This is a genomic window from Sporomusa sp. (genome assembly GCF_035561155.1).
GTDB lineage: Bacteria > Bacillota > Negativicutes > Sporomusales > Sporomusaceae > Sporomusa.
In genome coordinates, this window is record NZ_DATMYD010000087.1 from 102,390 (window position 1) to 125,193 (window position 22,804).

23 protein-coding genes, 1 riboswitch and 1 other annotated feature are annotated in these 22,804 nt (G+C 47.2%); of the genes, 5 read left to right on the forward strand and 18 right to left on the reverse strand.

Going from position 1 to position 22,804, the window contains the following annotated elements:
• From VN447_RS11975 to hydG, 3 genes are all read left to right on the forward strand, one after another.
• Window positions 1-1,101 (forward strand): PRK06851 family protein, encoded by a 1,101-nt coding sequence (locus VN447_RS11975; RefSeq protein WP_325525590.1) that lies wholly within the window; start codon window positions 1-3, stop codon window positions 1,099-1,101.
• Window positions 1,102-1,281: 180 nt separating this feature from the next.
• Window positions 1,282-1,563 carry a TM1266 family iron-only hydrogenase system putative regulator gene (locus VN447_RS11980; protein ID WP_325525591.1) on the forward strand — a complete coding sequence of 94 codons (282 nt, stop codon included), beginning with the start codon at window positions 1,282-1,284 and terminating at the stop codon, window positions 1,561-1,563.
• Window positions 1,556-2,989 (forward strand): [FeFe] hydrogenase H-cluster radical SAM maturase HydG, encoded by a 1,434-nt coding sequence (hydG, locus tag VN447_RS11985; RefSeq protein WP_325525592.1) that lies wholly within the window; start codon window positions 1,556-1,558, stop codon window positions 2,987-2,989. Before VN447_RS11980 ends, hydG begins: the two co-directional genes overlap by 8 nt.
• A 59-nt stretch (window positions 2,990-3,048) precedes the next feature.
• On the opposite strand, the gene VN447_RS11990 is transcribed toward hydG, so the two are convergent.
• Window positions 3,049-4,188, reverse strand: coding sequence for a phosphatase PAP2 family protein (locus VN447_RS11990; protein ID WP_325525593.1), 1,140 nt, complete (start codon window positions 4,186-4,188; stop codon window positions 3,049-3,051).
• A 177-nt stretch (window positions 4,189-4,365) separates the two neighbouring features.
• Between VN447_RS11990 and VN447_RS11995 the strand changes: the two genes are divergently transcribed.
• A complete protein-coding gene (locus VN447_RS11995) occupies window positions 4,366-5,994 on the forward strand; it encodes a GDSL-type esterase/lipase family protein (protein ID WP_325525594.1) in 1,629 nt (542 codons plus the stop codon).
• On the opposite strand, the gene VN447_RS12000 is transcribed toward VN447_RS11995, so the two are convergent.
• The 5 genes from VN447_RS12000 to VN447_RS12020 all read right to left on the reverse strand — a co-directional run bounded on the left by VN447_RS12000 (window position 5,963) and on the right by VN447_RS12020 (window position 10,663).
• Window positions 5,963-6,871 (reverse strand): prephenate dehydrogenase, encoded by a 909-nt coding sequence (locus tag VN447_RS12000; protein ID WP_325525595.1) that lies wholly within the window; start codon window positions 6,869-6,871, stop codon window positions 5,963-5,965. The two genes, VN447_RS11995 and VN447_RS12000, sit on opposite strands and share 32 nt — an antisense overlap.
• Entirely contained in the window at window positions 6,868-7,884 is a 1,017-nt protein-coding gene (gene aroF / locus VN447_RS12005; RefSeq protein WP_325525596.1) for a 3-deoxy-7-phosphoheptulonate synthase, read from the reverse strand. Before aroF ends, VN447_RS12000 begins: the two co-directional genes overlap by 4 nt.
• Before the next feature lie 41 nt (window positions 7,885-7,925).
• Window positions 7,926-8,170, reverse strand: a binding site (T-box leader).
• A 58-nt stretch (window positions 8,171-8,228) separates the two neighbouring features.
• Complete coding sequence (locus tag VN447_RS12010; RefSeq protein ID WP_325525597.1) at window positions 8,229-8,540, reverse strand: hypothetical protein; 312 nt, start codon at window positions 8,538-8,540, stop codon at window positions 8,229-8,231.
• A 177-nt stretch (window positions 8,541-8,717) separates the two neighbouring features.
• A complete protein-coding gene (locus tag VN447_RS12015) occupies window positions 8,718-8,963 on the reverse strand; it encodes a TIGR03905 family TSCPD domain-containing protein (protein ID WP_325525598.1) in 246 nt (81 codons plus the stop codon).
• A 68-nt stretch (window positions 8,964-9,031) separates the two neighbouring features.
• Entirely contained in the window at window positions 9,032-10,663 is a 1,632-nt protein-coding gene (locus VN447_RS12020; RefSeq protein WP_325525599.1) for a putative manganese-dependent inorganic diphosphatase, read from the reverse strand.
• A 164-nt stretch (window positions 10,664-10,827) separates the two neighbouring features.
• Here VN447_RS12020 and uvsE point away from each other — a divergent pair, with 164 nt between their 5' ends.
• Window positions 10,828-11,781 (forward strand): UV DNA damage repair endonuclease UvsE, encoded by a 954-nt coding sequence (gene uvsE / locus VN447_RS12025; protein ID WP_325525600.1) that lies wholly within the window; start codon window positions 10,828-10,830, stop codon window positions 11,779-11,781.
• A gap of 2 nt (window positions 11,782-11,783) precedes the next feature.
• Here the strand turns inward: uvsE and VN447_RS12030 are convergent, their stop codons facing one another.
• The 12 genes from VN447_RS12030 to VN447_RS12085 form a co-directional block, all read right to left on the reverse strand.
• Window positions 11,784-12,854, reverse strand: a complete 1,071-nt coding sequence (locus tag VN447_RS12030) for an ABC transporter ATP-binding protein (RefSeq protein ID WP_325525601.1) — start codon at window positions 12,852-12,854, stop codon at window positions 11,784-11,786.
• Window positions 12,855-12,871: 17 nt separating this feature from the next.
• Complete coding sequence (locus tag VN447_RS12035) at window positions 12,872-13,531, reverse strand: ABC transporter permease (RefSeq protein WP_325525602.1); 660 nt, start codon at window positions 13,529-13,531, stop codon at window positions 12,872-12,874.
• Between the two features lie 31 nt (window positions 13,532-13,562).
• Window positions 13,563-14,444 (reverse strand): substrate-binding domain-containing protein, encoded by an 882-nt coding sequence (locus VN447_RS12040; protein ID WP_325525603.1) that lies wholly within the window; start codon window positions 14,442-14,444, stop codon window positions 13,563-13,565.
• A gap of 123 nt (window positions 14,445-14,567) precedes the next feature.
• Window positions 14,568-14,685: riboswitch (molybdenum cofactor riboswitch) on the reverse strand.
• A 13-nt stretch (window positions 14,686-14,698) separates the two neighbouring features.
• Complete coding sequence (locus VN447_RS12045) at window positions 14,699-15,187, reverse strand: MogA/MoaB family molybdenum cofactor biosynthesis protein (protein ID WP_325525604.1); 489 nt, start codon at window positions 15,185-15,187, stop codon at window positions 14,699-14,701.
• Window positions 15,180-15,620, reverse strand: a complete 441-nt coding sequence (locus VN447_RS12050; protein ID WP_325525605.1) for an MOSC domain-containing protein — start codon at window positions 15,618-15,620, stop codon at window positions 15,180-15,182. Before VN447_RS12050 ends, VN447_RS12045 begins: the two co-directional genes overlap by 8 nt.
• Before the next feature lie 5 nt (window positions 15,621-15,625).
• A complete protein-coding gene (moaC, locus tag VN447_RS12055; RefSeq protein ID WP_325525606.1) occupies window positions 15,626-16,102 on the reverse strand; it encodes a cyclic pyranopterin monophosphate synthase MoaC in 477 nt (158 codons plus the stop codon).
• Between the two features lie 30 nt (window positions 16,103-16,132).
• Complete coding sequence (locus VN447_RS12060) at window positions 16,133-16,369, reverse strand: MoaD/ThiS family protein (protein ID WP_325525607.1); 237 nt, start codon at window positions 16,367-16,369, stop codon at window positions 16,133-16,135.
• A gap of 19 nt (window positions 16,370-16,388) precedes the next feature.
• A complete protein-coding gene (locus VN447_RS12065) occupies window positions 16,389-18,323 on the reverse strand; it encodes a molybdopterin biosynthesis protein (RefSeq protein WP_325525608.1) in 1,935 nt (644 codons plus the stop codon).
• A gap of 1 nt (window position 18,324) precedes the next feature.
• A complete protein-coding gene (glp, locus tag VN447_RS12070; RefSeq protein ID WP_325525609.1) occupies window positions 18,325-19,569 on the reverse strand; it encodes a gephyrin-like molybdotransferase Glp in 1,245 nt (414 codons plus the stop codon).
• 1 nt (window position 19,570) lies between these two features.
• Complete coding sequence (locus VN447_RS12075; protein WP_325525610.1) at window positions 19,571-19,768, reverse strand: hypothetical protein; 198 nt, start codon at window positions 19,766-19,768, stop codon at window positions 19,571-19,573.
• 349 nt (window positions 19,769-20,117) lie between these two features.
• Window positions 20,118-21,206 carry a tungsten cofactor oxidoreductase radical SAM maturase gene (locus VN447_RS12080; RefSeq protein ID WP_325525611.1) on the reverse strand — a complete coding sequence of 363 codons (1,089 nt, stop codon included), beginning with the start codon at window positions 21,204-21,206 and terminating at the stop codon, window positions 20,118-20,120.
• Window positions 21,207-21,403: 197 nt separating this feature from the next.
• Window positions 21,404-22,804 (reverse strand): aldehyde ferredoxin oxidoreductase C-terminal domain-containing protein (locus tag VN447_RS12085; protein ID WP_325525612.1); only part of this gene is annotated, 1,401 nt, incomplete at its 5' end.

Genomic DNA, 22,804 nt, shown 5'->3' on the forward strand with positions numbered 1-22,804 from the left:
ATGGCTGGAGGAAAAATTAAGCATATGTTCCCTGGCGGTAATACCCCCCAAGGCTTTTTCTCCTATTACGATTACGTAATACCTGTTGATGCTGGGCGAATTTTCCTACTGAAAGGCGGACCTGGTGTCGGTAAATCGACTTTTATGAAAAAAATCAGCCAGGCAATGATCGAACGCGGGTTTTCTGTCGAGCACCACCACTGCTCAAGTGATCCGAATTCTTTGGATGGCCTAGTCATACCTGTTCTTAGCGTTGCCCTCATAGACGGCACTGCGCCCCATATTGTTGACCCTAAGCACCCAGGCTGTGTTGACGAAATCCTTAACCTGGGCGAATACTGGAATGAGAGTAAACTGGTCAATAACAAAACCAGTATCCTAACCTGTACTAAAGAAATCAGTAAGCGTTTCCAGCGTGCCTACCGTATGCTGAGAGCTGCCAAAGCGGTATATGACGACTGGGAAGCCGCAAATAATGAGGCTATGAATTATAAGCTAGCCAACCAAAAAGCGGCTGAGCTTATCGAAAAACTTTTTGCCAATGTAACCACTGTAGGCCACGGCAAAAACCGCAAACTGTTTGCTTCTGCCATCACCCCCGATGGCCCGGTAAATTATATTGATTCAATCGCGGTTGACCTGTCATACCGCTATATCCTCACAGGCTTTCCCGGCACAGGCAAAGCGACACTGTTGGATAAGGTAGCTGAAACTGCCATAGCTAAGGGGCTGGATATTGAAACCTATCACTGCCCGCTTGATCCACTTAAGGTGGAACACATAATCATACCAGCATTAAGCGCAGCGCTTATTACCTCTGTTCCGCCGCATAATCTGTCCACATACGGCGCCACAGCCATTATCAATATGAATGAGTGTCTTGATCAGGAAATGATCCACCGTTTAGAACCTGTAACCGATTATGATCGTACCGCGTTTTGGGAGTTTTTTGGCAAGGCTGGGGCATATATCAATGAGGCTAAGAAACTACATGATCAACTTGAAACTTATTATGTGCCAAATATTAATTTTAGCGGCGTCGACACCCTCAGAGACAAGACATTGGCAAGAATATTCGAGTATGCAACAAATAATAAATGAAATTTCTGGAAATGTGGAAAATTAATTATATTTATTTTTCACAAAATCATGTATAATCATAGGTAAGATGTATGGGTCTGAGACATGGTGGCAAACCGCCCTGTCAAGGATACTAAATATTGTCGCCAGTCTGAAGCAAGGGCCTGAAGCCTACGCTCAGGAAGATGGAGGGAATAATTCATGGCTAAACGTATCGGAGTAATCGGCATAGTGATCGACGATCCCAAATGTATCGTTGATAAAGTTAACTGCATCATTAGCGATTACAGTAAGATTATTATTGGCCGTATGGGTATTCCCCGGCATGATGCAGAGGTCAGCGTTATTGCCCTGATTATTGAGGGCACCACTGATGAGGTGGGGGCGCTTACCGGCAAACTTGGCAACCTTCCCGGCGTTACTGTCAAATCGGCCCTTACTGCCAGAGAAGCGGCAGCTAAAGGGGAGAAAAAAAATGATTGATAACGCCCAACGTACCTCTGATGCATTTATTGATGATGCCTTAATTTACAAACTTCTTGACGAGGCTAAAACAAAGTCCCAGGATAAAGATTATGTCCGGGCCATTATTACTAAGGCTCGCGAGTATCACGGCTTATCTGCCGCCGAAGTCGCCGTTCTGCTTGAAGTAACTGACGCTGACTTACAAACCGAAATGTTTGCAGCAGCAGCCGATGTTAAACAGGCTATCTATGGCACCCGGATTGTATTATTTGCCCCTCTCTATATTTCTAGTCATTGCATAAATAACTGTACCTACTGCGGCTATCGCGCCGGCAATTCAGAACAACTCCGCCGCCGGCTGACACTTGACGAAATCAAAGAAGAGGTCGAAATCCTAGAATCGTTAGGACATAAGCGCCTGGCTGTCGAGGCCGGTGAAGACCCTGTCAACTGTACGATTGACTACGTAGTAGATGCCATTCGTCAGATTTACAGCATTAAAGACGGCAACGGCAGTATCCGCCGCGCTAATGTTAATATTGCGGCTACTACCATTGAAGAATACCGCAAGCTAAAAGAGGTAGAAATCGGTACCTATATACTTTTTCAGGAAACTTATCACCGCCCCACCTACGCTGAACTACATCCTACCGGCCCTAAACGCGACTACAACTGGCACACAACTGCCATGGAACGGGCTATGCAGGCTGGCATTGATGATGTCGGTATTGGCGTACTCTATGGGCTTTATGATCATAAATTTGAAACTGTTGCTATGTTCCTTCATGCCGAACATCTTGACAAAACCCAAGGTGTTGGCCCTCATACCATCTCAGTACCCCGTATACGTCCGGCCAGCGGGATGGACTTGACTAAGTTTCCATATTTAGTCAGCGATGAAGATTTCAAAAAGATCGTGGCCATTATTCGATTGGCTGTTCCTTACACTGGTATGATTTTATCAACCCGTGAGTCTTCTGAACTTAGGGATGAACTCATTAGATATGGCGTATCCCAGATTAGTGCCGGTTCCTGCACAGGTGTCGGTGGCTACCATCAGGTTTACAAAGAGCAGGTAACTAACGCCCCAGCTAAAGGCCTTCAGTTTGAGACCGGCGACAACCGTTCTCCTCAGGAAATTGTCAGCATGCTCTGTCAGCAAGGTTTTGTCCCCAGCTACTGTACAGCCTGCTATCGGCAAGGCCGTACCGGCGACAGATTTATGAGCCTCGCCAAAAGCGGCGAAATTCAAAATGTCTGCTTGCCAAATGCCCTCTTAACTTTCAAAGAATATCTCCTCGACTACGCCGACCCCTCGATTAGAGAAATAGGTGAAGTCACTATTCAAAAGCACCTGACCGAGATACCTGTGGCTGCAACCAGGGAAGCTACCGCCAAGCGCTTAAAAGAGATTGAAGCAGGCGTGAGAGATTTATATTTCTAAAGCTATAAAAAGCAAAGAAGCTTTGCGGAACTTCCACAAAGCTTCTTTTTATTTCCATTTTAATTACGTTTCTGCTTCCGTTCTCGCTCCCACCACATTAACAGCGAGATGCAAAAAGCCAGCCACATTGAACCTGCAGCATATCCAGCCACTACGTCTGAGGGGTAATGTACTCCCAGATATATACGGCTAATACCGATGGCTACCACTAAAATAACAGCCAAAGTCATAACTGTTAATCGCCCACGCCAGGAAGGGATAAACCGCATAATTAAAAAGGCTAGCATCCCATAAAAACATAAAGATACCATAGCATGGCCACTGGGAAAACTGTAACCCGATTCCTGAACCACACGGAACAGCTCCGGCCGTGAGCGTTGAAACAAATGCTTTAACAAATAATTAAGAGCGGCCCCGCCTGATAAACAAACCGCTAAGCCGGTCATTTCACGCCAGCGCCGGTAATAGGACAAGAGCAAAAAGACAGCCGCTATAATCACTGTATAGTGTAAGCCATAGCCTAAATCTGAAATAAAGATCATTACTTTGTCGATTAAAGGACTTGTAAAGTAGCGAACAAGCCAAATGATAGCGTTATCAAAGAAACCCATTGCATTGCGGAATATTGTTTCCCAGGCCATGGCCGTAAATGCAATTAGCATCAATCCACTAAAAGTTAAGCTGGCGAAAATATATAGCGCTGGCCAGCGCCGCTGCACCTCTTGGATACATTTTTGAAAAGGGAGATACCAAGGCGTGCGTTTAAAAAAATATGCACCTACCCATAAAAGTATAGGCAAAAGAATAAGACTTATTGCCCCAATAACAAAAAGAGTGCCAATCACAAATGGCACCATGCGATAACCCTGTGGCGGGATCACCCATACTCGTTCTTCCAACCGGGCTCCCTGTTTGACTTCAGCATGACCACCAATTACGACAACAAGCCCTTTAACATCAGCACTTGGCTGGAGCGTCAGATCACCGTCAGCAATCATGATCCCTTCTGTAACCTTGCCAGCAACTTCGGCATTACCATTTGCGACTAGTAGCCTATCTACATGTTGGCTTACAGCGATATATACATCCTCATGTCTAAATATATCTGGATATTCAGTCTTATTTGCAGAAGTGCTGTCAAAGACTATGACAGAAACCGATAGCAGGCAAATGACCACTAATAAACTAAAACCAATCATCTGTTTACGCTTTACCAGACTTTACACCACCTTTGCGTTACGCAATGCATGCATAGGTACCCAATGACCAAGCTCTCTTTATCAGTATTGACGCAAACGCCGTAACTAATGCTCAGGCCAGTTTCTGGCAATACTAAAATGTGGTAATATATAGCTAGTTTCAATTTTAATCGGCAGGTGTATATTTTGAAACGTATTATACTCATTACACTCTTAACTCTGGCAATGTCCTACATCCTTGAGGGCTCTGAAGCCGTTGGTCTTAACAGTTTTAAACCAAGTCTCGAGGTCAACTACGCAACTAACGAGTATATTTTGAGCTGGCCCCGACTTCCCTATCTTGCTTACTATAAAATTGAGGCTCTAAATACCCCTCCAATAGATGACCACAAGGATGTCGATGACTCCCAGCGCATTGTCAGCTATCATACCTGGAAAAACCAATTTTCAATTGATGAACACTTTCCTTTCCATACATATTGGCGAGTTTCTGCTCAAACCCTGTTTCACAAGCCGCTGGGCAAATATTCCAATCACATAAGCTTGACTGAGGCCAGTGGCCGGACGGCCGAAGAGTTTGACAAGGTCAAACCTATGCCAACCTCCTCGTATCCAGTGAACGCACCGGCATCTCTTCGTCCGATGCTTACCTGGACGCTAGTACCGAATGCCGTGTATTATGAGCTTGAGTTCTTAACGATGCTGCCCGAAAATCCCAATGATGTTTTGCCATCTGAAAACCAACTTCGTTTAACCCGTGAAGTTTTTACCAATGGCTATAATGCCGATTTCTCCTGGTATGAAGGCAACCGCATCTTCTGGCGAGTCCGTGCGCTTAACTACAAGGGCAATCCCTTAGGAGTATTTTCTAATGCGACAGAAATTTGGATTGACCGCAATATCAACCCGGTGGTCAAGCCGCTCATTAATAACCACTATAAACCAGCCACCCTGCCGACGCCGCTCTATCCTGCCTATGCCTGGATACCAGTATTTGGCGCCGTAAGTTATGAAGTCGAGCTTACAAATCAACCGCCAGAAAACCCGGGCGGTATTGAAGCCTCTAACCACCGTATCTGGAGCAAAACTGTCACTGGCCTAAATGACTGTTATGACGACCAGCCTCGTATCGTTCCCGGCAAATACTATTGGCGTGTCCGTGGTATTGATGCCGGCGGTAATCCGGTAGGTGGCTATTCTGATACAGCTGAGTTCACGGTTGATTTAACCAGAGGGCAGTATTGCGCAACCTTTGGCGACAGCATCACCCATGGGGGCGGCGCTATCTCCTATTCTCCAGCCGATACTGATTACAGCTATCAGACCTATCTTCATTTTCCGGCTGTCAACCTGGGCAAAAGCGGCGACACTTCTGAAACTATGCTGGCCAGATTTGACCATGATGTGCTCCCGTTTAAGCCCAAATATTTAATCATTCTTGGCGGTACCAACAGTCTGCGTGGTGGAGTTCCCTCAGCTCAGGTTATCTCGGAGCTTGCAGCTATTCGCGATAAATGCCTTATAAATGGCATCAGACCAATATTCCTGACCTTGCCACCTATCAACCCGGCCGCTATTGATGCGGCTTTTAATGAAGAAACCGTATCCAATTGGCGAGAGGAATTTGATGCTGTTAATAACTTTATCAGGCAGCAACGGTACTTCATCGACCTTGAGCCACATTTTGTTGATAGTAACCGGGAACTACCCGATCATTTTGCCACAGATGGACTACACCCTGATATTGAAGGAAAAAAGCTCATGGGGCAAATCATTAACGCCCATTGGACAAGGGTTGTTCGGTAACAGCCTGCTCCAGTTCCAAAAGTTCGTCCCGACGCTCTTTAGCAGCAGCAAAGAATCCATGGACACTCGCCCGGTCGCCTTGGCGAATAGCCAAGGCGACCTCGCCGATGATCTGGCTGAACTTATCCAGGCTATCGGCAATCGGTCCGGCATTTGTCATGCAAACATCGGCCCACATATCGGCGTTAGAGGAGGCAATGCGTGTGGTATCACGAAAACCGCCGCCAGCCAGTTTAATGCTGCTGTCCTTATCCTCGGAATAGGCTAACAAATTTACCAAAGCGGCAGCGCCAATGTGCGGTACATGGCTAATCAAGGCTGTACACCAATCATGCCGGGTAGCATCCATCTCCGTAATTCTGGCTCCTGTCCAGCTGATAACCTGACGCACCGCTACGATAGCCGTGGATTCGCCAGGCCCTACCGGCGTTAGGATATACCATTTATCACGAAAAAGCGAACTGTCAGCGGCTTCAATGCCGCTTTTTTCGCGTCCAGCCATAGGATGGCCAGGTACATAATGGACACCATGGGGTAGTAAAGCTGCTATCGTTTCAATCAAATAGCTTTTAGTACTACCGGTATCTGTCAGAATAGCGCCTTGCTTTAAATAAGGCGCTATTTCTTTGACCAGCGTTGCAGCTTGCAGCACAGGCGTACATAAAAAAATCATATCGGCGTTAGCTACGCCAGCTTTTAAATCAGCAGTAACGATATCTGCGGCGCCACGCTGCCGGGCTTTAATGAGCGACAGTTCGTTAGTGTCAATACCAGTAACTTCAACTTTCGCACCTCTGTTCGCTTTAAGCGCCAGGCCTAGCGAACCGCCGATCAAACCCATACCGATGATCGCAATCCGCCTGATAGTTAGACTCATGCCATTCTCCTGCCCACTACAGACGCAATTGCCCCAACTTCATTCATCAGTGCCCGGAAATTTTCAGGGGTTAGGGACTGATTGCCGTCAGACAAGGCTTCCGCCGGATTGGGATGAACCTCAATCATCAAGCCGTCAGCCCCCCCGGCTACCGCTGCCCTTGCCATTGGCCGCACTAACTTCCATAAGCCGGTACCGTGACTCGGATCAACGATAACAGGCAGATGGCTCAAATTTTTGAGTGCTGCCACAGCACTTAAATCCAGGGTATTGCGGGTATAGTCTTCAAACGTTCGAATGCCTCGCTCACAGAACATAACATTGTAATTACCTTCACTCATAACATACTCGGCAGCATGCAACCATTCATTAATCGTAGCCGCAATGCCTCGTTTTAAAAGCACCGGCATGCCGCTCTTGCCTACAGCCTTCAACAGTTGAAAGTTTTGCATGTTGCGTGCCCCGATTTGCAGTACATCAGCGTAGGCACCCACTACAGGCACAGACTGAATATCAACAACCTCAGTTACAATCTTAAGGCCAGTTACAGCTCTAGCCTCTGCCAACATTTCCAGGCCTTTTTCTTCAAGACCTTGGAAAGAGTAGGGGGACGTGCGCGGCTTGTAAGCACCGCCCCTCAGGAACTGGGCCCCTGCCTCTTTGACAATCCTTGCTGACTCTAAGAGTTGTTCCCTGCTCTCAACTGCACAAGGCCCAGCCATGACTGTTAAATGAGAGCCGCCAACAAGTACGCCCCCAATATCAATAACAGTATCTTCATTTTTAAATTCCCGGCTGACCAGTTTGTAGCCGGCTGTAACCGATATTGCTTTTTCAACACCAGACATAGCTTCTAGTGGCAGCTGCGCCATTAGTTTTTTCTCACCGATGAGGCCAATGATTGTACGAAGTTTACCTTCTGACAAATGTACTTTTAATCCGGCTCCGGTTACCCGGGCAACCACGTGCTCAATCTCATTCTGAGTAGCTGTTGGACTCATTACAATAATCATGTATATCGCCTCCATAAAAATATAAAAAGTCCCATCCCCTATACAGGGACGAGACTTCACTCGCGGTACCACCCTGCTTGCTAAATAGCAAGCCGCTCTTTTCAGGTACGGGAAAACTCCGATACCCTAGCCTATGATAACGGTGGCGTTCCGGCGCAGTCTACTTGATTACTTTCGACCTGCTGCTCACGGGTGTATTTCAATAAGCACGCCTACCGGGTCACACCACCCCCCGGCTCTCTGATAATAGCGCAGCCAATTTACTTATCCCGTTCATTGCATTTGTATATGCTATTGCAAATGAATATACCAGATAAAATCGTTACTGTCAATAGTCTTGTGATCTATTTCTGCATCTCTTTATGAAACTTAATATTATACCACTCAGCTCCACGCTCAGTCATTTGTTCCCAGCCAGCCTTCACTAACCGGTCAACCAAGCCTTCCAGAGCCTCTCTATGACGTTTATTCTTTTCATCAGGCGTAAATGAACATGACATAATCTCAATTTTGACCGACTTCTTGACAATAGTATCGTGACTGTCACCACTATTTATACTATCTGGAATTGACATTCGGGCCTGAAACTCACCAATATCGCGTGGAAATATCCCCCAGCGTTCACCTGTAGTCTGATAGGTGATTTCACAGTACATCGTTCTTAGCTCCTCATCTTTGTAACCGATTTGTTAAGTATGTTCCGTCAAAAACGAAATAAAGAAAACACGGCTTGCGCCGAGCCTATGGCGAAAGCGGAAGCCGATGTTGCCCTTATCCAGAGAAAGTTATGCTTTCTATCAGGAAAAGAAAGGCGACAGGTTAAGCCGCCTTCTTTATTTTGCCTGAAACTCCGCTAACGCCCGCGCCAACTGGTCAGGACACGAGGAGTTTTTATCGCCGCATTTAATTCCTTTTAACTTATTAATAACGTCTTCAACCTTCATTCCCTCAGCAAGCCGGCTTACGCCTTGCAGGTTACCTGAGCAGCCTGATTGAAATTCAATCTTTGTTACAATTCCGTCTTCTACCATAAATTCAATTTTTTTCGCACATACACCACTGGTCGTGTAACTTGGCATATTCCCACATTCCTTCCCATATAGGTAATTATGGGAATAAGTATACCATAAAACAACGGCTTTTCCTATCAGAGCCGGCGAGCGGCATCAATCAGCGGGGGGACAACCTGTTTTTTTCGCGACATTACACCAGGTAAATACCAGGTGCCATCAGGCCGTCCCTCGCCAAAAGCGGCAGCGATCAACCCTGATGGCTGCCCATAATGCAGCAGGTAAGTAGCCTCATCCAGTATGCCAGTAATCAGCAGTATCGCCATATTATACTGTTCTTTTTCGCAGATAGCCTGTAGGGCCTCTTGGAGTTGATCTTTCTGCCTTAGTACGCCCTCAGGGTCCATGACTGAGATTTGACTAATTGCAACATAGTACTCGCCAATCTGAAATTCCTTTAAGTCAGTAGCTACTATATCTCCTGGAGTTAGCTTGTCAATCACGGAACCGGCCTTTAGCATCGCCATGCCAAATTCCTGAATATCAAGTCCGGCAATCTCTGCCAGCTTATTGGCAGTATCACGGTCTTTATCTGTGGCTGTCGGCGATTTAAATAACACTGTATCTGAAATGACGGCGGCAAGCAGGAGCCCAGCCATATTCTTAGGTATTGGCACATTGCGATGCCAATGCATGTTGGCGACAATGGTAGCCGTAGATCCTACCGGTTCATGCCTGATAAAGATCGGCTCACTGGTTTCCAGCCCCCCCAGCCGGTGATGGTCAACAATCTCAACAATCTTAACTTCCTCAATACCATCGACCGCCTGTGAACGCTCGTTATGGTCAACCAAGATAATCTGATCACGTTCCGGGACAATGAGCCGGTCACGATCAATGAGTCCAACCATTTTGCCGCTTTGGACAACCGGATAATTACGGTATCCGGTACGAATAATGATATTTTTTATATCAGCAACCATATCGTCAGGCTTAAATGAGGTAACATTGGGCTTCATGACTTTTCGTACCGGGATGCTTTGGTTGATAAGACGCCCGCAGGTGTAGGTATCATAAGGCGCTCTGATAATATACGTTCCCGCCGCCTGGGCCGCAAATTCCACCTCTGGCGCCACCTCATAATCACCTGTTACAATTAGGCAAGTAACACCGACCTCAATACAGGTCAGCTGAACATTAGTACGATTGCCGACCAGAACAATATCGCCAGGCTTAATGACTTTGGCCATAGTTTGTGTCCGGGAAGCCGCAATTTTGACACTGCCCTCGATCCTTCTGGATAAATCCCCGCCACAAATGAGTGTGCCATTAAGACTCCTAAGAATCCCAGCATAGTCGACCCCGGTTTCCCGCAAATCTTGCATTCCCAATTCGTTTACATACCGTTCAGCCAAATCTCCAACAGTAACCATGCCAACTAAACTGCCGTCATCATCTACAACAGGAATAGACTTTACACTATGCTGTTTGATCAGTTGGCCAAGCTTTCTCAGGGTATTCCAAGGATGAATAGTAACTATGTTCTCATGCATAACATCTTTTGCCCGGGGGTACATATCTAAGATAAGCTGCGGCGGTTGTATACCAAAAAACTCCAGAATATACTTAGTCTCCGCGTTGATTTTTCCGGCGCGTGCCGGGAGTACATGCTCGCCCAAAGCTTTTTTAAGGTGTGCGTAGGCAATTGCTGAACAAATAGAATCTGTATCAGGATTACGATGACCAATTACATAGATCGGTTTGGACAAGCGATTCTCACTCCTAGGACTTTTCTTCTCATTCTAAACCCTACCCTAGGCAAATTGCAAGCTATCTTACTCTTTTTCCGAGCGGCCAATAACATGCTTCGTTATAGTATATACTATAATATAAGATAACGAAGAATCCTTACGAAAAAAAGAGGTAACTTCCTATGCGAGTACGGTTTGGTTATGTCGCAATCGCTCTCAACATTGCCGAAGGTTCACCAAATAAAAGCGTGACAGTAAAAACCCTTGAGAAAATTCCCGACCCAGAGGGTCGTATCCACCGTCTGCGCCGTTTAACACGGGAAAACTTAGCAAATACACTTCGCATCCTTCGCTACAACTCAGCCCACGACATTCATGTATACCGCCTTACTTCTAAAACAGTGCCATTAGCAACCCACCCTGTTGCTGCTGAATGGAGCTATATAGACGAGTTTGCTGACGAGTGGCGGGAAATCGGCGATTACATTAAAAGCCGTAATATGCGGATCAGCGCACATCCTGACCATTATACACTGTTAAATAGCCCCAAGGAAGAGGTGTTGACAGCTTCACTCATTGACCTTGACTATCATGTTAACATGCTGGAAGCCATGGGCCTGCCGCCTGCTCCACAGTTGGTCATCCATGTCGGTGGACTGTACAAAGCGAAGGCGGCCTCACTTGGTCGATTTATTAACCAGTTTAATCAGTTGCCTGATCGTATCCGCCTCCGGCTTATGCTGGAAAACGATGATAAGGTATACGCGGCTGCCGATGTGCTTAGCCTTTGTCAAACAGTCGGCAGCCCCATGGTGCTTGATATTCACCATCATACCTGTATCAACTATGGTGAAAATTTGGCCGAGTTATGGCCGGCCATCGTCAGAACCTGGAACGGAACCATCCCAAAAATCCACCTCTCCAGTCCGAAAAGTGATAAGGATATTCGCAGCCACGCTGATAATATAAATCTGCCTGATTTCCTACCTTTCCTGACTATAGCCAAAGAAACCGGTCAGGATTTTGACGTTATGATTGAAGCCAAAAACAAAGACCAGGCACTGTTCAAACTCTTGGACGAGCTTGAGCAGATACCTGGCATTAAACGAGTAGAACAAGCAGTCATTGAACTATAACGTCAGACAAGCTGAACTTCGTCAGGGCTAAAGGCCACTTCAACTTTACTGCCTGTCGTAAGGGCTAAAATTTGTTCACGAGGGGCTCTGACCGTCAGGAACAAGCCGTTGGCCTCAACCTTAATTTTGTAAGCCCCAATACCTGGCGTAATCCCTGCTACAATTCCGCTAACAGTAACTAACGGCTGATGCCGTAACGCAGAGCTTTCATTAAGTATCTGGATAGCATCACCGGGCAGGCAGCAAGCGACCGCTTCGGCAGGAACAGAACTGTTTTGTTTGAAGGCGAGTCCGCAGCTCAGACGTATAATCGCCTCCTGACCGCTCCATTCCACCTGGCAGGGCAGAATATTGTCCATATCAACTAAATCAGCCACTGCCCGGCTGGCAGGGCGGCGCAGAACCACTTCCGGGCGATCATCCTGAATCACACGTCCGCCTGCTAAGACGACTACTCGATCGGCAAAATACAGCACGTCATTAAAATTGTGGCTGATTAGCAAAACAGTCAGCTTATTTAGCGCCGCCACTTGTTTCAAATCAGTCAAAATCGCCGTGCGAGAGGCAGTATCAAGGGCAGCAAAGGGTTCATCTAATAATAACAGTTGTGGCTGATATACAAGCGCGCGCGCTAGGCCGACCCGCTGCGCCTCACCACCTGACAGTTGTTTGGCCTGACGGTAAGCTAAATGTTGGCATTGGAAAGTTCTAAGCGCCGTCATTACCTGCTCTTGAATCTGTGAGCGCGGGTAGTTGCGGAATTTTAGCGGCAGCGCCACATTGTCGTATACCGTACCATTAATGAGCAGTGTTTCCTGAAACATCATGGAACTAGAACGGCGGGCGATTTCCTGACCGCCTTTAGCAACATCCTGACCGAACAACGTAAGCAGGCCCTGCTGAAAGGGCAGCAGCATATTTACCACCTGCAAAAGTGTACTTTTGCCAGCGCCGTTGGCGCCTGCCACCGCTACAAGCTCACCTGGTGCTACCGCTAATTGTTCAATATCCAGGGTTAATTGGCTATTACGATATACTTTGACTCCAGTCAATTTTACAATTGTTTTTTCCATAGCCCCTCCGCCCACACTCATTTTGCCGTCCGGTTCTGCAAATAAGTCAAGGCGGCAACAATGCTATATGCGACTATTAACAGAATAAAACTGAGCACCAGAGCGGTATCATAGTTACCCTTGCCCACTTCCATAACAGTAGCTGTAGTTAAAACCCGGGTTTGCCCCTTGATATTGCCGCCGACCATCATGGATGCGCCTACCTCTGACACAACACCGCCAAAACCGGCCATAACAGCGGCTAACAACCCCAATCGTGCTTCGCGAATAAGGAGCAGATGGGCTTGCCACTTTGAAGCTCCCAGAGACAATAGCTGGAGGCGCAGTTTGGGGTTCAGGCTGCCGATAGCGGCAAACGATAAACCTGCGATGATTGGACTGGCAATAACAGCCTGCGCGATAATCATGGCCCAAGGAGTGTACATGATCCCCAGCATCCCGAGCGGACCATACCGCCATAACAGCAGACTTACAACCAAGCCAACAACAACAGGCGGCAGACCCATGCCGAAGTTAACTACACTGACAATAACCTTTTTTCCGGAGAACTCATGGAGAGCTAGCCATAAACCAAGCGGAATCCCCAAAATAACGCTTATTAAAGTAGCCAGTCCCGACACCTTAACCGTGAGCCAAGTAACTGCCAATATCTCAGGGTCGTACCAAATAGTATCCATACCTTGTCCTGCCCCTTGTACGTTTTAGAGATTATAGTCCGAAGTCCTTTTCTGTTTTACCCCCGTCTGCGGTAAACAGCGACTGACCATACTTATCCTTGCCAAAGGCAGCGATTAAAGCCTGTCCTTCACTTGACAGCAAGTACTCGGCAAAAGCCGCCGCGCCTGCTTTATTTACTTTACTAAATTTCTCAGGATTCACTTCCATTACATGGTAAATATTAAGAAGTTTAGCATCGCCTTCAACCAATATTTTTAAAGAAACATTTTTAGCTTGCGCCAAATAGGTAGCCCGGTCAGCCATGGTATACCCCTTTTTCTCATCAGCAATTTTCAGGGTCTGCCCCATGCCCGCTCCAGCTTCCTGATACCAGGTCCCCTGGGGTTTAATACCAACAGCTTTCCACAAGTTTAGTTCAAGCTTATGAGTACCAGAGTCATCACCCCGTGATATAAACGGAGCTTTAGTCCCACTGATTGTCTTCAGCGAATCCACAACACTCTTGCTTTTAATTTGGGCCGGATCTTCAGCTGGGCCAACAAGCACAAAGTCATTATGCATTACCAGGCGCCGGTTAATGGCTGCGCCAGTGGCAACTACTTTTTTCTCAGCATCAGGTGCGTGGACCAAAAGCACGTCGGCTTCACCTTTTTCCCCCATAGCCAGCGCCTGACCGGTACCAACAGAGATGGTTTTGATTTTGTAGCCTGTTTTCTTTTCGAAGGCGGGAATAACAACATCTAATAAGCCACTATCCTGGGTACTGGTCGTAGTAGCCAAAATAACTTCCGGGTTAGCCGGTTTAGCCGGTGTTGGCGCTGCTGTATCCGGTGCTTTTTGACAAGCGCTTAGTGCAAATGCCATAAGGATAACCAATAGTATAGCAGTAATTTTTAGTCCTTTCCTTAACATATAGACACCTCTTTTTTATTAATTATAATCATTACCATTACCTATAAACCTTTTATAATCACCGCCTTTACCTAGCAATAAGAAAACCCGGCATTGCAAAAGAATAAAGCAATGCCGGGTTTTTTCACCGGTGTTAATTCTTCTTTTCACAATGGAAGGCGCCCCAGTTTCCCAAGTACCCTAACGGTCGGCAGTCATAGCATGCAGCTTTAGACCCACAGACTCGAAGATTATATATTCAATTGTGAACAAGGCTATGGCCTGGCACACTCGCCGGCTTCACCCTTCATAATAGATAAGCCGTGTTCTAGCGCCGGAAGAATGGCTTCAAGGCATTCCCGAACACCTTTGGGACTGCCTGGGAGATTAATAATAAGTGTCCTTGCACGTAAACCGGCTACAGCCCGTGACAGCATGGCTCGCGAAGTTATCTCCAGAGACTTGGCCCGCATCACTTCAGGGATGCCTGGAGCTTGTCTGTCAATCACGTCTAAAGTAGCTTCAGGCGTTACATCGCGTGGTCCAAAACCAGTTCCGCCAGTGGTAAGAATAAGATCAATCTTCAGGTTGTCAGCCATATTAATCATTGCCTGACTTAACGCCTCTCGCTCATCTGGAACAATTACATAATGCTTGACCTCACCAAGCTCTGCCAGCATTTCGGCAATGGCCTTGCCGCTCAAATCCTCGCGTTCGCCGCGTGAGCCTTTATCACTGGCTGTTATAATGCCAATGCTAAACACTTTCAATCACCTCGATTGTATCGCCGGTAGCTACCGGCCCACCTGTAACTACAATGGCAAATATCCCTTCTTTCGGCATCACGCAATCGCCGGCCTGATAGTAGATATTGCAGCGGGTATGGCACTCTTTACCGATTTGGCTTACTTCCAGCAACACATCGCCAATCTTTAGTTTTGTACCGATAGGCAAAACCGGCAAGTTAAGCCCTTCGGTAGTAATATTTTCAGCAAAATCACCCGGATTGACGTCAAGCCCCATTTGCCTCATTTTCTCGATGCTTTCTAAGGCTAGCAAACTTACCTGACGGTGCTGAAACCCGGCATGAGCATCTCCTTCGAGACCAAGTCCGGGCAGAAGTGTAGATTGTCCAACGTTTTTCTTGCGTTCGCCTTTATTTTTGCTGGTACAAACAGCTACTATCTTTCCCTGCATAGATTTTAATCCTCCCTAATATAATCGCCGCTCTTACCGCCTGATTTGGCCCGCAGCCTGACGTATTCAATAGTCATGGCTTTGTCTACCGCTTTGCACATATCATAAATCGTCAATGCCGCAACTGACACAGACGTCAATGCTTCCATTTCCACCCCGGTCTTGCCAGTGGTTTTAACCACGGCCTTAATATCAATGGCATTGCCCGTGTCATCGATTGCAAATTCAAGAGTGACACCTGTCAATAAGAGGGGATGGCACATCGGGATTAAATCCCATGTCCGTTTGGCACCCATTATCCCGGCCACCTGAGCGACCCCTAAGACATCGCCTTTACCCATGGCGCCTTGTTTCACCAGTTGAAGGGTAGCAGGCTTCATCGTAATTCGCCCTTCAGCCACTGCCTCCCGCTTGGTTTCCTCTTTCACGGTTACATCAACCATGCGTGCCTTGCCCGAGTGATCAAAGTGTGTAAGTTCCATTGGTGCGCTTAGCTCCCTTCTTTAACCCCTTTATCCGCCTCCGACTGGCGGAAATAACCCTACTCTGTCGCCGTCTTTCAGCGCCTGGCCAGGCTGAGCCTGCACACCGTTAACCATGATAATTTTAATTTCATCAGGGTTAATGTTTAGTTTAGCAATAACCTGGTCAATAGTAGCAGCCTCAGTTGCTTCTACTGACAACACACCGCCTGGATGATCGGGAAAATAGTTGCGAAGTGTAGCAAATAGCCGGATTTCTAAAGCCATGCTGGTCACTCTCCTATCTTTAGTTGACTGCCAATACTGTACCTGCCTCTGCCAAGTCATACCCGCCCAGCCGTTCAACTTCCTGGCGGAATTCCGGCGATTTTAGGATATTAACTATTGTTTCAGCAGTGCTATCACCCTGTGGGAAGTTCAAAATAATATCATAGCACTCGTGGGATACCGGGATAAACTCCAGTCCCAGGGCCATAGCCGCTGCCCGGATACCCATACCGGTATCAGCCGCACCGGCAGTAATGGTAGCAGCAACTGCCATATGGGTGCTGACTTCTTTTTCATAGCCGTCAATATTGCTACTAGTCACACCTTGCTTGGGCAGTAAATAATCCAGCAGCATCCGGGTTCCTGAACCACGCTGTCTATTAACATAAGTTATGTCTTCTCGGACTAAATCGTCTAATCCTTGGATATTCCTGGGATTACCCGGCTGTACCATCAGACCCTGTTCGCGCCGGGCAAGCCGTACTAATTGCCAGCTCCCCTTTGCCAGATATTTATTAACAAAAGAAATATTATACTCGCCTGTTTTGTCGTCAAGCATATGAATGCCTGCAATATGTGCTTCATTATTCTTTACAGCCATGATGCCGCCCATGCTGCCGACATTAGCTGCCGACAGCAGCATATTGGTCTGACGTTTTAAGAATACCCCCAGAATATCAAGCGCCAGGTCATGGCTGCCAACAGCCAGCAAGGTATCTGACTGCTGCTTGTTAAACATCCTTACCTTTACCAGGGCACCCGCGGGCAAGCCGGGGCTGTTTTCGCCGACTGAGAGCACCCCTTGGGCCTTGATGAGCGACGATATAATCCCCGCTCCACGACTAAGCGGCGCAGCCACTGTTTTGCCTTGGATTGATCCGACAGAAACACGCACAAACTCTTCGACGCCAACATGTGAATAGAGCTGACGGGCCAGTACTGCCGGAACTTCCTGCACTGGTGGAATAGGCAGCCTTTGCCGCTGGAGTAGCACATCTCTGACAAAGAGTTCGGCAGTCAGCATCGCTGATACCGGGTATCCGGGCAAGCCGATGACCGGTTTACCTTTGCAGAGCGCCAACACCACCGGTTTACCTGGTTTAATGGCAACTCCGTGCACTAACACCATGCCAAGTTCGGCCAGTATCCGCGAGGTAAAATCCTCAGTACCCGCCGAGGTTCCTGCGTTAGTAATAACCATGTCACTTGATTCAAGGCTTGCAGCAACCGCATTTTTTATCTGTTCGTAATGATCTGGCACAATCTCATGGCGTACCGGCTCACCACCCCAGGTAGATACTGCCGCACACAGCATATGGGAGTTAACATCAAGTATGGCTCCGGGTTTTAAATCCTGTGACCGGGCCACAAGTTCGGTCCCTGTCGGAATAACAGTAACTTTGGGCTTAGCGACAACATCCACTGATTCAAGTCCGGCAGCTAATAATGCAGCGATATCAGGCGGTGTAATTACTTGATGCTCAGGCAGAACCATTTCATTGGCGACAATATCTTCTCCAATGATCCGGACATGCTGCCATGGCGTAGCTGCAGCAATAATTTCGGCAGTATTGCCGTCAATATGTACATCTTCAATCATAATGACTGAGTTTGTCCCCAAAGGCATTAAGTCGCCGGTATCTACGATGTAGCAGCCACCTGGTGCAAAAGGGTCTTCATTTTTCAACAAGGTCAATCGCACCGGATTGGTCTCGGCGGCGCCAAATGTGTCCTGGGCCCGCACGGCAATTCCGTCCATAGCTGAGCCGTTATAATGGGGCACTGATTGCTTGGCATAGGTACAGCCGGCAGTGACCCGCCCCAGCGCTTGTCCTACCGGCAGTGTTTCAACAGGCAGCCCGGAAAAATAGCCAGCAGCGGTAAGGCTGTTCTGCCACAACTCCCAGGTCTTATCTCTAGGCAAACATTCCAGGTATGCTTTTCCCTTGTGCATGTTAGGCCTCCCTCATTACTTCGACAAGTACCACATCTCCGGCATACAGCCCGCTGCTGCCCTCCGGCACCCGTACAACGCCGTCCGCTTGGGTCATAACAGTGATAAGGCCGGATTTTCCCAGCACTGGTTCAGCCTGATATTCACCTTCCCGCCAAATTAGCTTTACCCGTAAAAAATCATCCCGGCCAGGGGCAGACGCACAATTCCTGGTCAATCTGGCCGGAACCGTGTTATAGCCCGCCCTACGCCTTGCTACCCCTTGCAGCTTCTTTACTACAGGAAGTACCATTGTTTGGCAGATGGTCATTGCCGCTACCGGATGTCCAGGCAATCCAAATACCGGTACTGTACCCACCATCCCAAAGATCGTGGGCTTACCTGGTCTGACAGCCAGCCCGTGAAAGACTACTTTCTGCCGGCCAAGCTCTTCAATAACCCGCACAGTATGATCCCGCGCCCCGACTGAGCTGCCACCTGACGCCAGTATCAGTTGGTTTTTATCGACCGCTTTGCCGATGGCCTCCAGCAGTTCATTATAATTATCCTTAATGATCCCATAACAGGTAACTTGACAACCAGCTTCAGTCAACATGGCTGCTAGAGTATAAGAATTAACATCACGTACTTGACCGCCCACCGGAACGGCAGTAACGTCCACTACTTCATCGCCGGTAGAGATGATCCCCACTTTAAGACGCTGCCGTACTTTTACCTTGGCAACGCCACAGGCGGCCAGCGCCCCAATTTCGGCCGGCGTCAGCTTTGTCCCGGCAGTAATAAATACTGCGCCTGTTTTTATATCTTCACCTTTGGTCACAATGTTCTCGCCAGGGGCTACCGGTTTTAGCACCAGCAGGGTTTCGCTGTCAGAGCACTCCGTATGTTCCAGCATGACGACAGCGTCAGCACCGGCAGGCAGCATGCCCCCTGTCGGTATAATAACGGCTTGACCGGAAACAATACCCTGTTCTGCGGTCTGGCCCATAAATACTTCACCAATGATATCAAGCATTACCGGGACTCCCTCGCCCGCACCGAAGGTATCACGGCTAAGCACAGCATAACCGTCAACCGTCGAACGGCTAAACGGCGGTAAATCGCCGCCGGCGGCAATATCATCAGCAGCTATCCGGCCCAAAGCCTGGGTCAGCTCGACTTCCTCTACTCCGACTGCCGTTTCCGGCAGGTTGTCGTCAATCAAACTTTGCGCTTTTATTAATGAAATACAATCAAAAAAATCCATGTCAGTCTCCTTTTTTGACCCCAAAACACCCTAACTGACAGGCAATAATTTTTACTCTGGCAGCGTCAGCGGCCCGTCCGATAATAATTGGCGGCACGCCCGCGGCATTTGCCAATTGCATTGCTTCACTACACGTCAGTCGGCCTTCCTTAGCTACCTCGCGCACTTTTTGCTTGATGGCTTCATCAACTTGTTCCATGGCTGCCTCCATATGCGAAATGATTTATACTTTATATTTTGCCATTTGTTTAATAATTCCTGCAATATTTATAATAACTTATTTTCCAGCATACTGGGTATCACCTAATACCTTATAAAGCTTTTTTACTTTTTTTGTAGCTCTCTCTAAATATAATCCTGATCTAAAGTTTTCCCGCTGCGTAATCTCTATAGCTATTACTGTGCAACTTTCATGCCAACCCAGGGTTAGAAAAATACAAGCCATCCCTGTTGATATGGATGACTTGTATTTTTTAGACACAGGGCGTAGTGCAACATTTGTGTCACATTTAGGTTACACTTATATTACATAAATGTGACACAATTAATTAAGGGCACATAATAATATCCCTCGCCCACAAGCAATCAGAGCATGTTGGATTATTGCCCCAACAGTCTGCCTCGTTGTTTAAGGCTGTCGAACAACCATCAATAAGTCTACAATCCGTGCATGATGGGTAGTCTGCTGATCGCACCATCCAACGGAAACGAGCGTACTCGGGAGTGGTCCATATTTCCGCAATACTTCTATCTTTCACATTTCCAAAACTATGGGCGAGCATATCCTTTTTGCGGCCCATAATATAGCATGTATAACTATGCATAAACGCATAACATGGGCTGACTTCCCCCTGCCAAGTAACTGCTAATGCTTTGTTTTCAACAAATCGACAATGCCGTGCCGTTCGCAGTTGCATATTAGGCGCTGCCTTAACAGATAAAAAAGTAGACTCTCGTCCAAACGAATTTAAATCCAGTCCTGTATCATAAAGAATTTCATCTTTCATACTTTCATGGTAAGGCAAAACATTCGTTACAATTAGTTTATGGGCGCCAAGCCGGTCTGTAAGCGCCGGCATTGCGGGGAGTTTCCTAATGTTTTGTTTAGTTGCTACAAATTCCACCCCAAGTGCGGGTTTATTGGTTTTTCTTTCCTTTTTCAACCTCTGTAAATACTCAATATTACTAACAACCTGATCATAACTGGCTCCCGGTCTTATCGTCTCAAAAGATTGATCATCCGGACCATCGAGAGAAACAAATATCCAGTCCAACCCTACATCAACTAGAAGATCTGCCACTTGGGGCGTAAGCATAGACCCGTTAGTTATCATTTCAACAGTCAGTCCCAATCCTTTACAGCTTTTAATCATCGCCAAAATATTTGGATGGGTAAGCGGTTCGCCAAAGCCACCAAAATGTACGCATTTTAAATCAGGCAGTGCCTTGATGTCCTCAAACAATTTGTTAAAAGTATCGATAGACATGTCACCGATTTGATCAGTCCAGGAATGCCTGATACAGGTTATACAAGAGTAGTTACATCCAGTAGTTACCTCTACATAGATCTTTTTAACATCCTTTTTCAAGGGTATTGAGATAGTTTCTTCTCCATTACTAAATTGATAATATTTCATACTTCCCACCTGCTCCAACTTTATAGATATTCTTCTTAAACCGGGTACCCTTATTGTATATATACACGTTCTGCGTGTCCATAAAATCGCGGCAAGGTCAGTTAACAGTAATAGTTAATATTATGTTTTAGACAGCACTTATTCGTATAAAGGAGCCCGGACAAATAGCCGGGCTCCAACTGTAACCATTTGAATAATTAGAAATTAAATACCGTCTTAAGCTCTTCTTTCGGAATATCGAACACCACATTATGGGGTTTGAGAGATTCAAAACGGAAGAAATCAGGCAGGTCATCGGAATCCTCGCCAAATCCTGCCTCTTTGTTGAAGGCACGCTCGTCACGAAGCACTTCTTTGCCAATTTCAAGGTAATCATTCAGGGTGTAGTTCCAGCCGTAGCGGGCGTTACACATCTCAACGATTCCTTCCATTCCTTCAGGAATATCAAGGATCGCGAAGGCTACGAACAGGCACAGGCCTGTTGTATCAATAAACGAGGTAGCAATTTGGAAGTTACGGGACAGGTCAACTTGACCTTCAGCTGCCAACGGGTCAGTTTTGCCGCTAATGCCAAGGATATTGGTCGCAACAACATAACCGGCAGTGTGGTCAGCGCCCATGGTGGTTGTAGCATACGTTACGCCAACGCCTTTAACCGCGCGTGGATCGTATGCGGGAATTGCTTGCCCTTTAACTGTTGGTACACGGCTCACTCCATATACCTTGCCGGTAATCGCAGCGCCTGCGCCTAAAATGCGCCCAAGCGGAGTGGCTTTGCCCATTTCGTGGATAAGCTCAATTGCCGCTTTGCTGTCACCGAACTCAGCTACGCCAGCTTCCATAGCCACACCTAAGGTAACAGCCATTTCAATCGTGTCAACACCGTAATCATCGCAGAGACGGTTCATGTAAGCGATGTCATCAAGATTGTTTACGCCAAGGTCAGCACCGAAGCCCCAGCAGGTTTCATATTCAAGACCGCCGGTAATCATCTTGCCGTCTTTATCATTATAGGTTTGCGAGCAACGGATGATACAGCCTGGTGAGCAGGCATGCGTCGGGTGAGCACCACGGGCTTTAATCGTCTCATACATGGTTTCACCGCTAATGTCGTTAGCCCCTTCGAAACGACCCTCAGAGAAGTTTCTGGTAGGCAGACCACCGGCTTCGTTCAGGATGTTGACAAGCACGTTAGTGCCATACGTAGGCAAACCTTGCCCTGTTACAGCATGGCTGGTTAATGCCTTAGCCAATTTCTTAGCGCCTACTCTGAAAGCTTCTTCATTAGCAAAAGCGATATTAGCAGCCCCAGTGTCGTCAACAACAATTGCCTTTAAGCCTTTGCTGCCCATGACAGCGCCCAAACCACCACGGCCAGCCTGGCGGGTAGGTTCGCCGTCCTGGTCGGTAGCACCGATACAGGCTGAAGCCATTTTGTTTTCACCGGCAGTACCGATAACGGCGATCCCGGCTTTTTTGCCATACTTCTCTTGAAGTTTGGCAGTAGCGTCATATATATTGAGACCTTTGAGTTCAGGGCACTCTTCTAGTTTTACACCATCTTTGGTAACGACCATCGTGTAGAGTTTACCGTCTTG

Excerpts from the sequence above, each read along its gene's own strand:
- uvsE (WP_325525600.1), top strand. The coding sequence starts at position 10,828 with ATGCGAGTACGGTTTGGTTATGTCGCAATCGCTCTCAACATTGCCGAA.
- VN447_RS12015 (WP_325525598.1), bottom strand. The coding sequence starts at position 8,963 with ATGCCAAGTTACACGACCAGTGGTGTATGTGCGAAAAAAATTGAATTT.
- hydG (WP_325525592.1), top strand. The coding sequence starts at position 1,556 with ATGATTGATAACGCCCAACGTACCTCTGATGCATTTATTGATGATGCC.
- VN447_RS11975 (WP_325525590.1), top strand. The coding sequence starts at position 1 with ATGGCTGGAGGAAAAATTAAGCATATGTTCCCTGGCGGTAATACCCCC.
- VN447_RS12030 (WP_325525601.1), bottom strand. The coding sequence starts at position 12,854 with ATGGAAAAAACAATTGTAAAATTGACTGGAGTCAAAGTATATCGTAAT.
- VN447_RS12075 (WP_325525610.1), bottom strand. The coding sequence starts at position 19,768 with ATGGAACAAGTTGATGAAGCCATCAAGCAAAAAGTGCGCGAGGTAGCT.
- VN447_RS12000 (WP_325525595.1), bottom strand. The coding sequence starts at position 6,871 with ATGAGTCTAACTATCAGGCGGATTGCGATCATCGGTATGGGTTTGATC.
- VN447_RS12050 (WP_325525605.1), bottom strand. The coding sequence starts at position 15,620 with ATGCAGGGAAAGATAGTAGCTGTTTGTACCAGCAAAAATAAAGGCGAA.
- VN447_RS12080 (WP_325525611.1), bottom strand. The coding sequence starts at position 21,206 with ATGAAATATTATCAATTTAGTAATGGAGAAGAAACTATCTCAATACCC.
- glp (WP_325525609.1), bottom strand. The coding sequence starts at position 19,569 with ATGGATTTTTTTGATTGTATTTCATTAATAAAAGCGCAAAGTTTGATT.
- VN447_RS12060 (WP_325525607.1), bottom strand. The coding sequence starts at position 16,369 with ATGGCTTTAGAAATCCGGCTATTTGCTACACTTCGCAACTATTTTCCC.
- VN447_RS12065 (WP_325525608.1), bottom strand. The coding sequence starts at position 18,323 with ATGCACAAGGGAAAAGCATACCTGGAATGTTTGCCTAGAGATAAGACC.
- VN447_RS12035 (WP_325525602.1), bottom strand. The coding sequence starts at position 13,531 with ATGGATACTATTTGGTACGACCCTGAGATATTGGCAGTTACTTGGCTC.
- VN447_RS12040 (WP_325525603.1), bottom strand. The coding sequence starts at position 14,444 with ATGTTAAGGAAAGGACTAAAAATTACTGCTATACTATTGGTTATCCTT.
- moaC (WP_325525606.1), bottom strand. The coding sequence starts at position 16,102 with ATGGAACTTACACACTTTGATCACTCGGGCAAGGCACGCATGGTTGAT.
- VN447_RS11990 (WP_325525593.1), bottom strand. The coding sequence starts at position 4,188 with ATGATTGGTTTTAGTTTATTAGTGGTCATTTGCCTGCTATCGGTTTCT.
- aroF (WP_325525596.1), bottom strand. The coding sequence starts at position 7,884 with ATGATTATTGTAATGAGTCCAACAGCTACTCAGAATGAGATTGAGCAC.
- VN447_RS12010 (WP_325525597.1), bottom strand. The coding sequence starts at position 8,540 with ATGTACTGTGAAATCACCTATCAGACTACAGGTGAACGCTGGGGGATA.
- VN447_RS11980 (WP_325525591.1), top strand. The coding sequence starts at position 1,282 with ATGGCTAAACGTATCGGAGTAATCGGCATAGTGATCGACGATCCCAAA.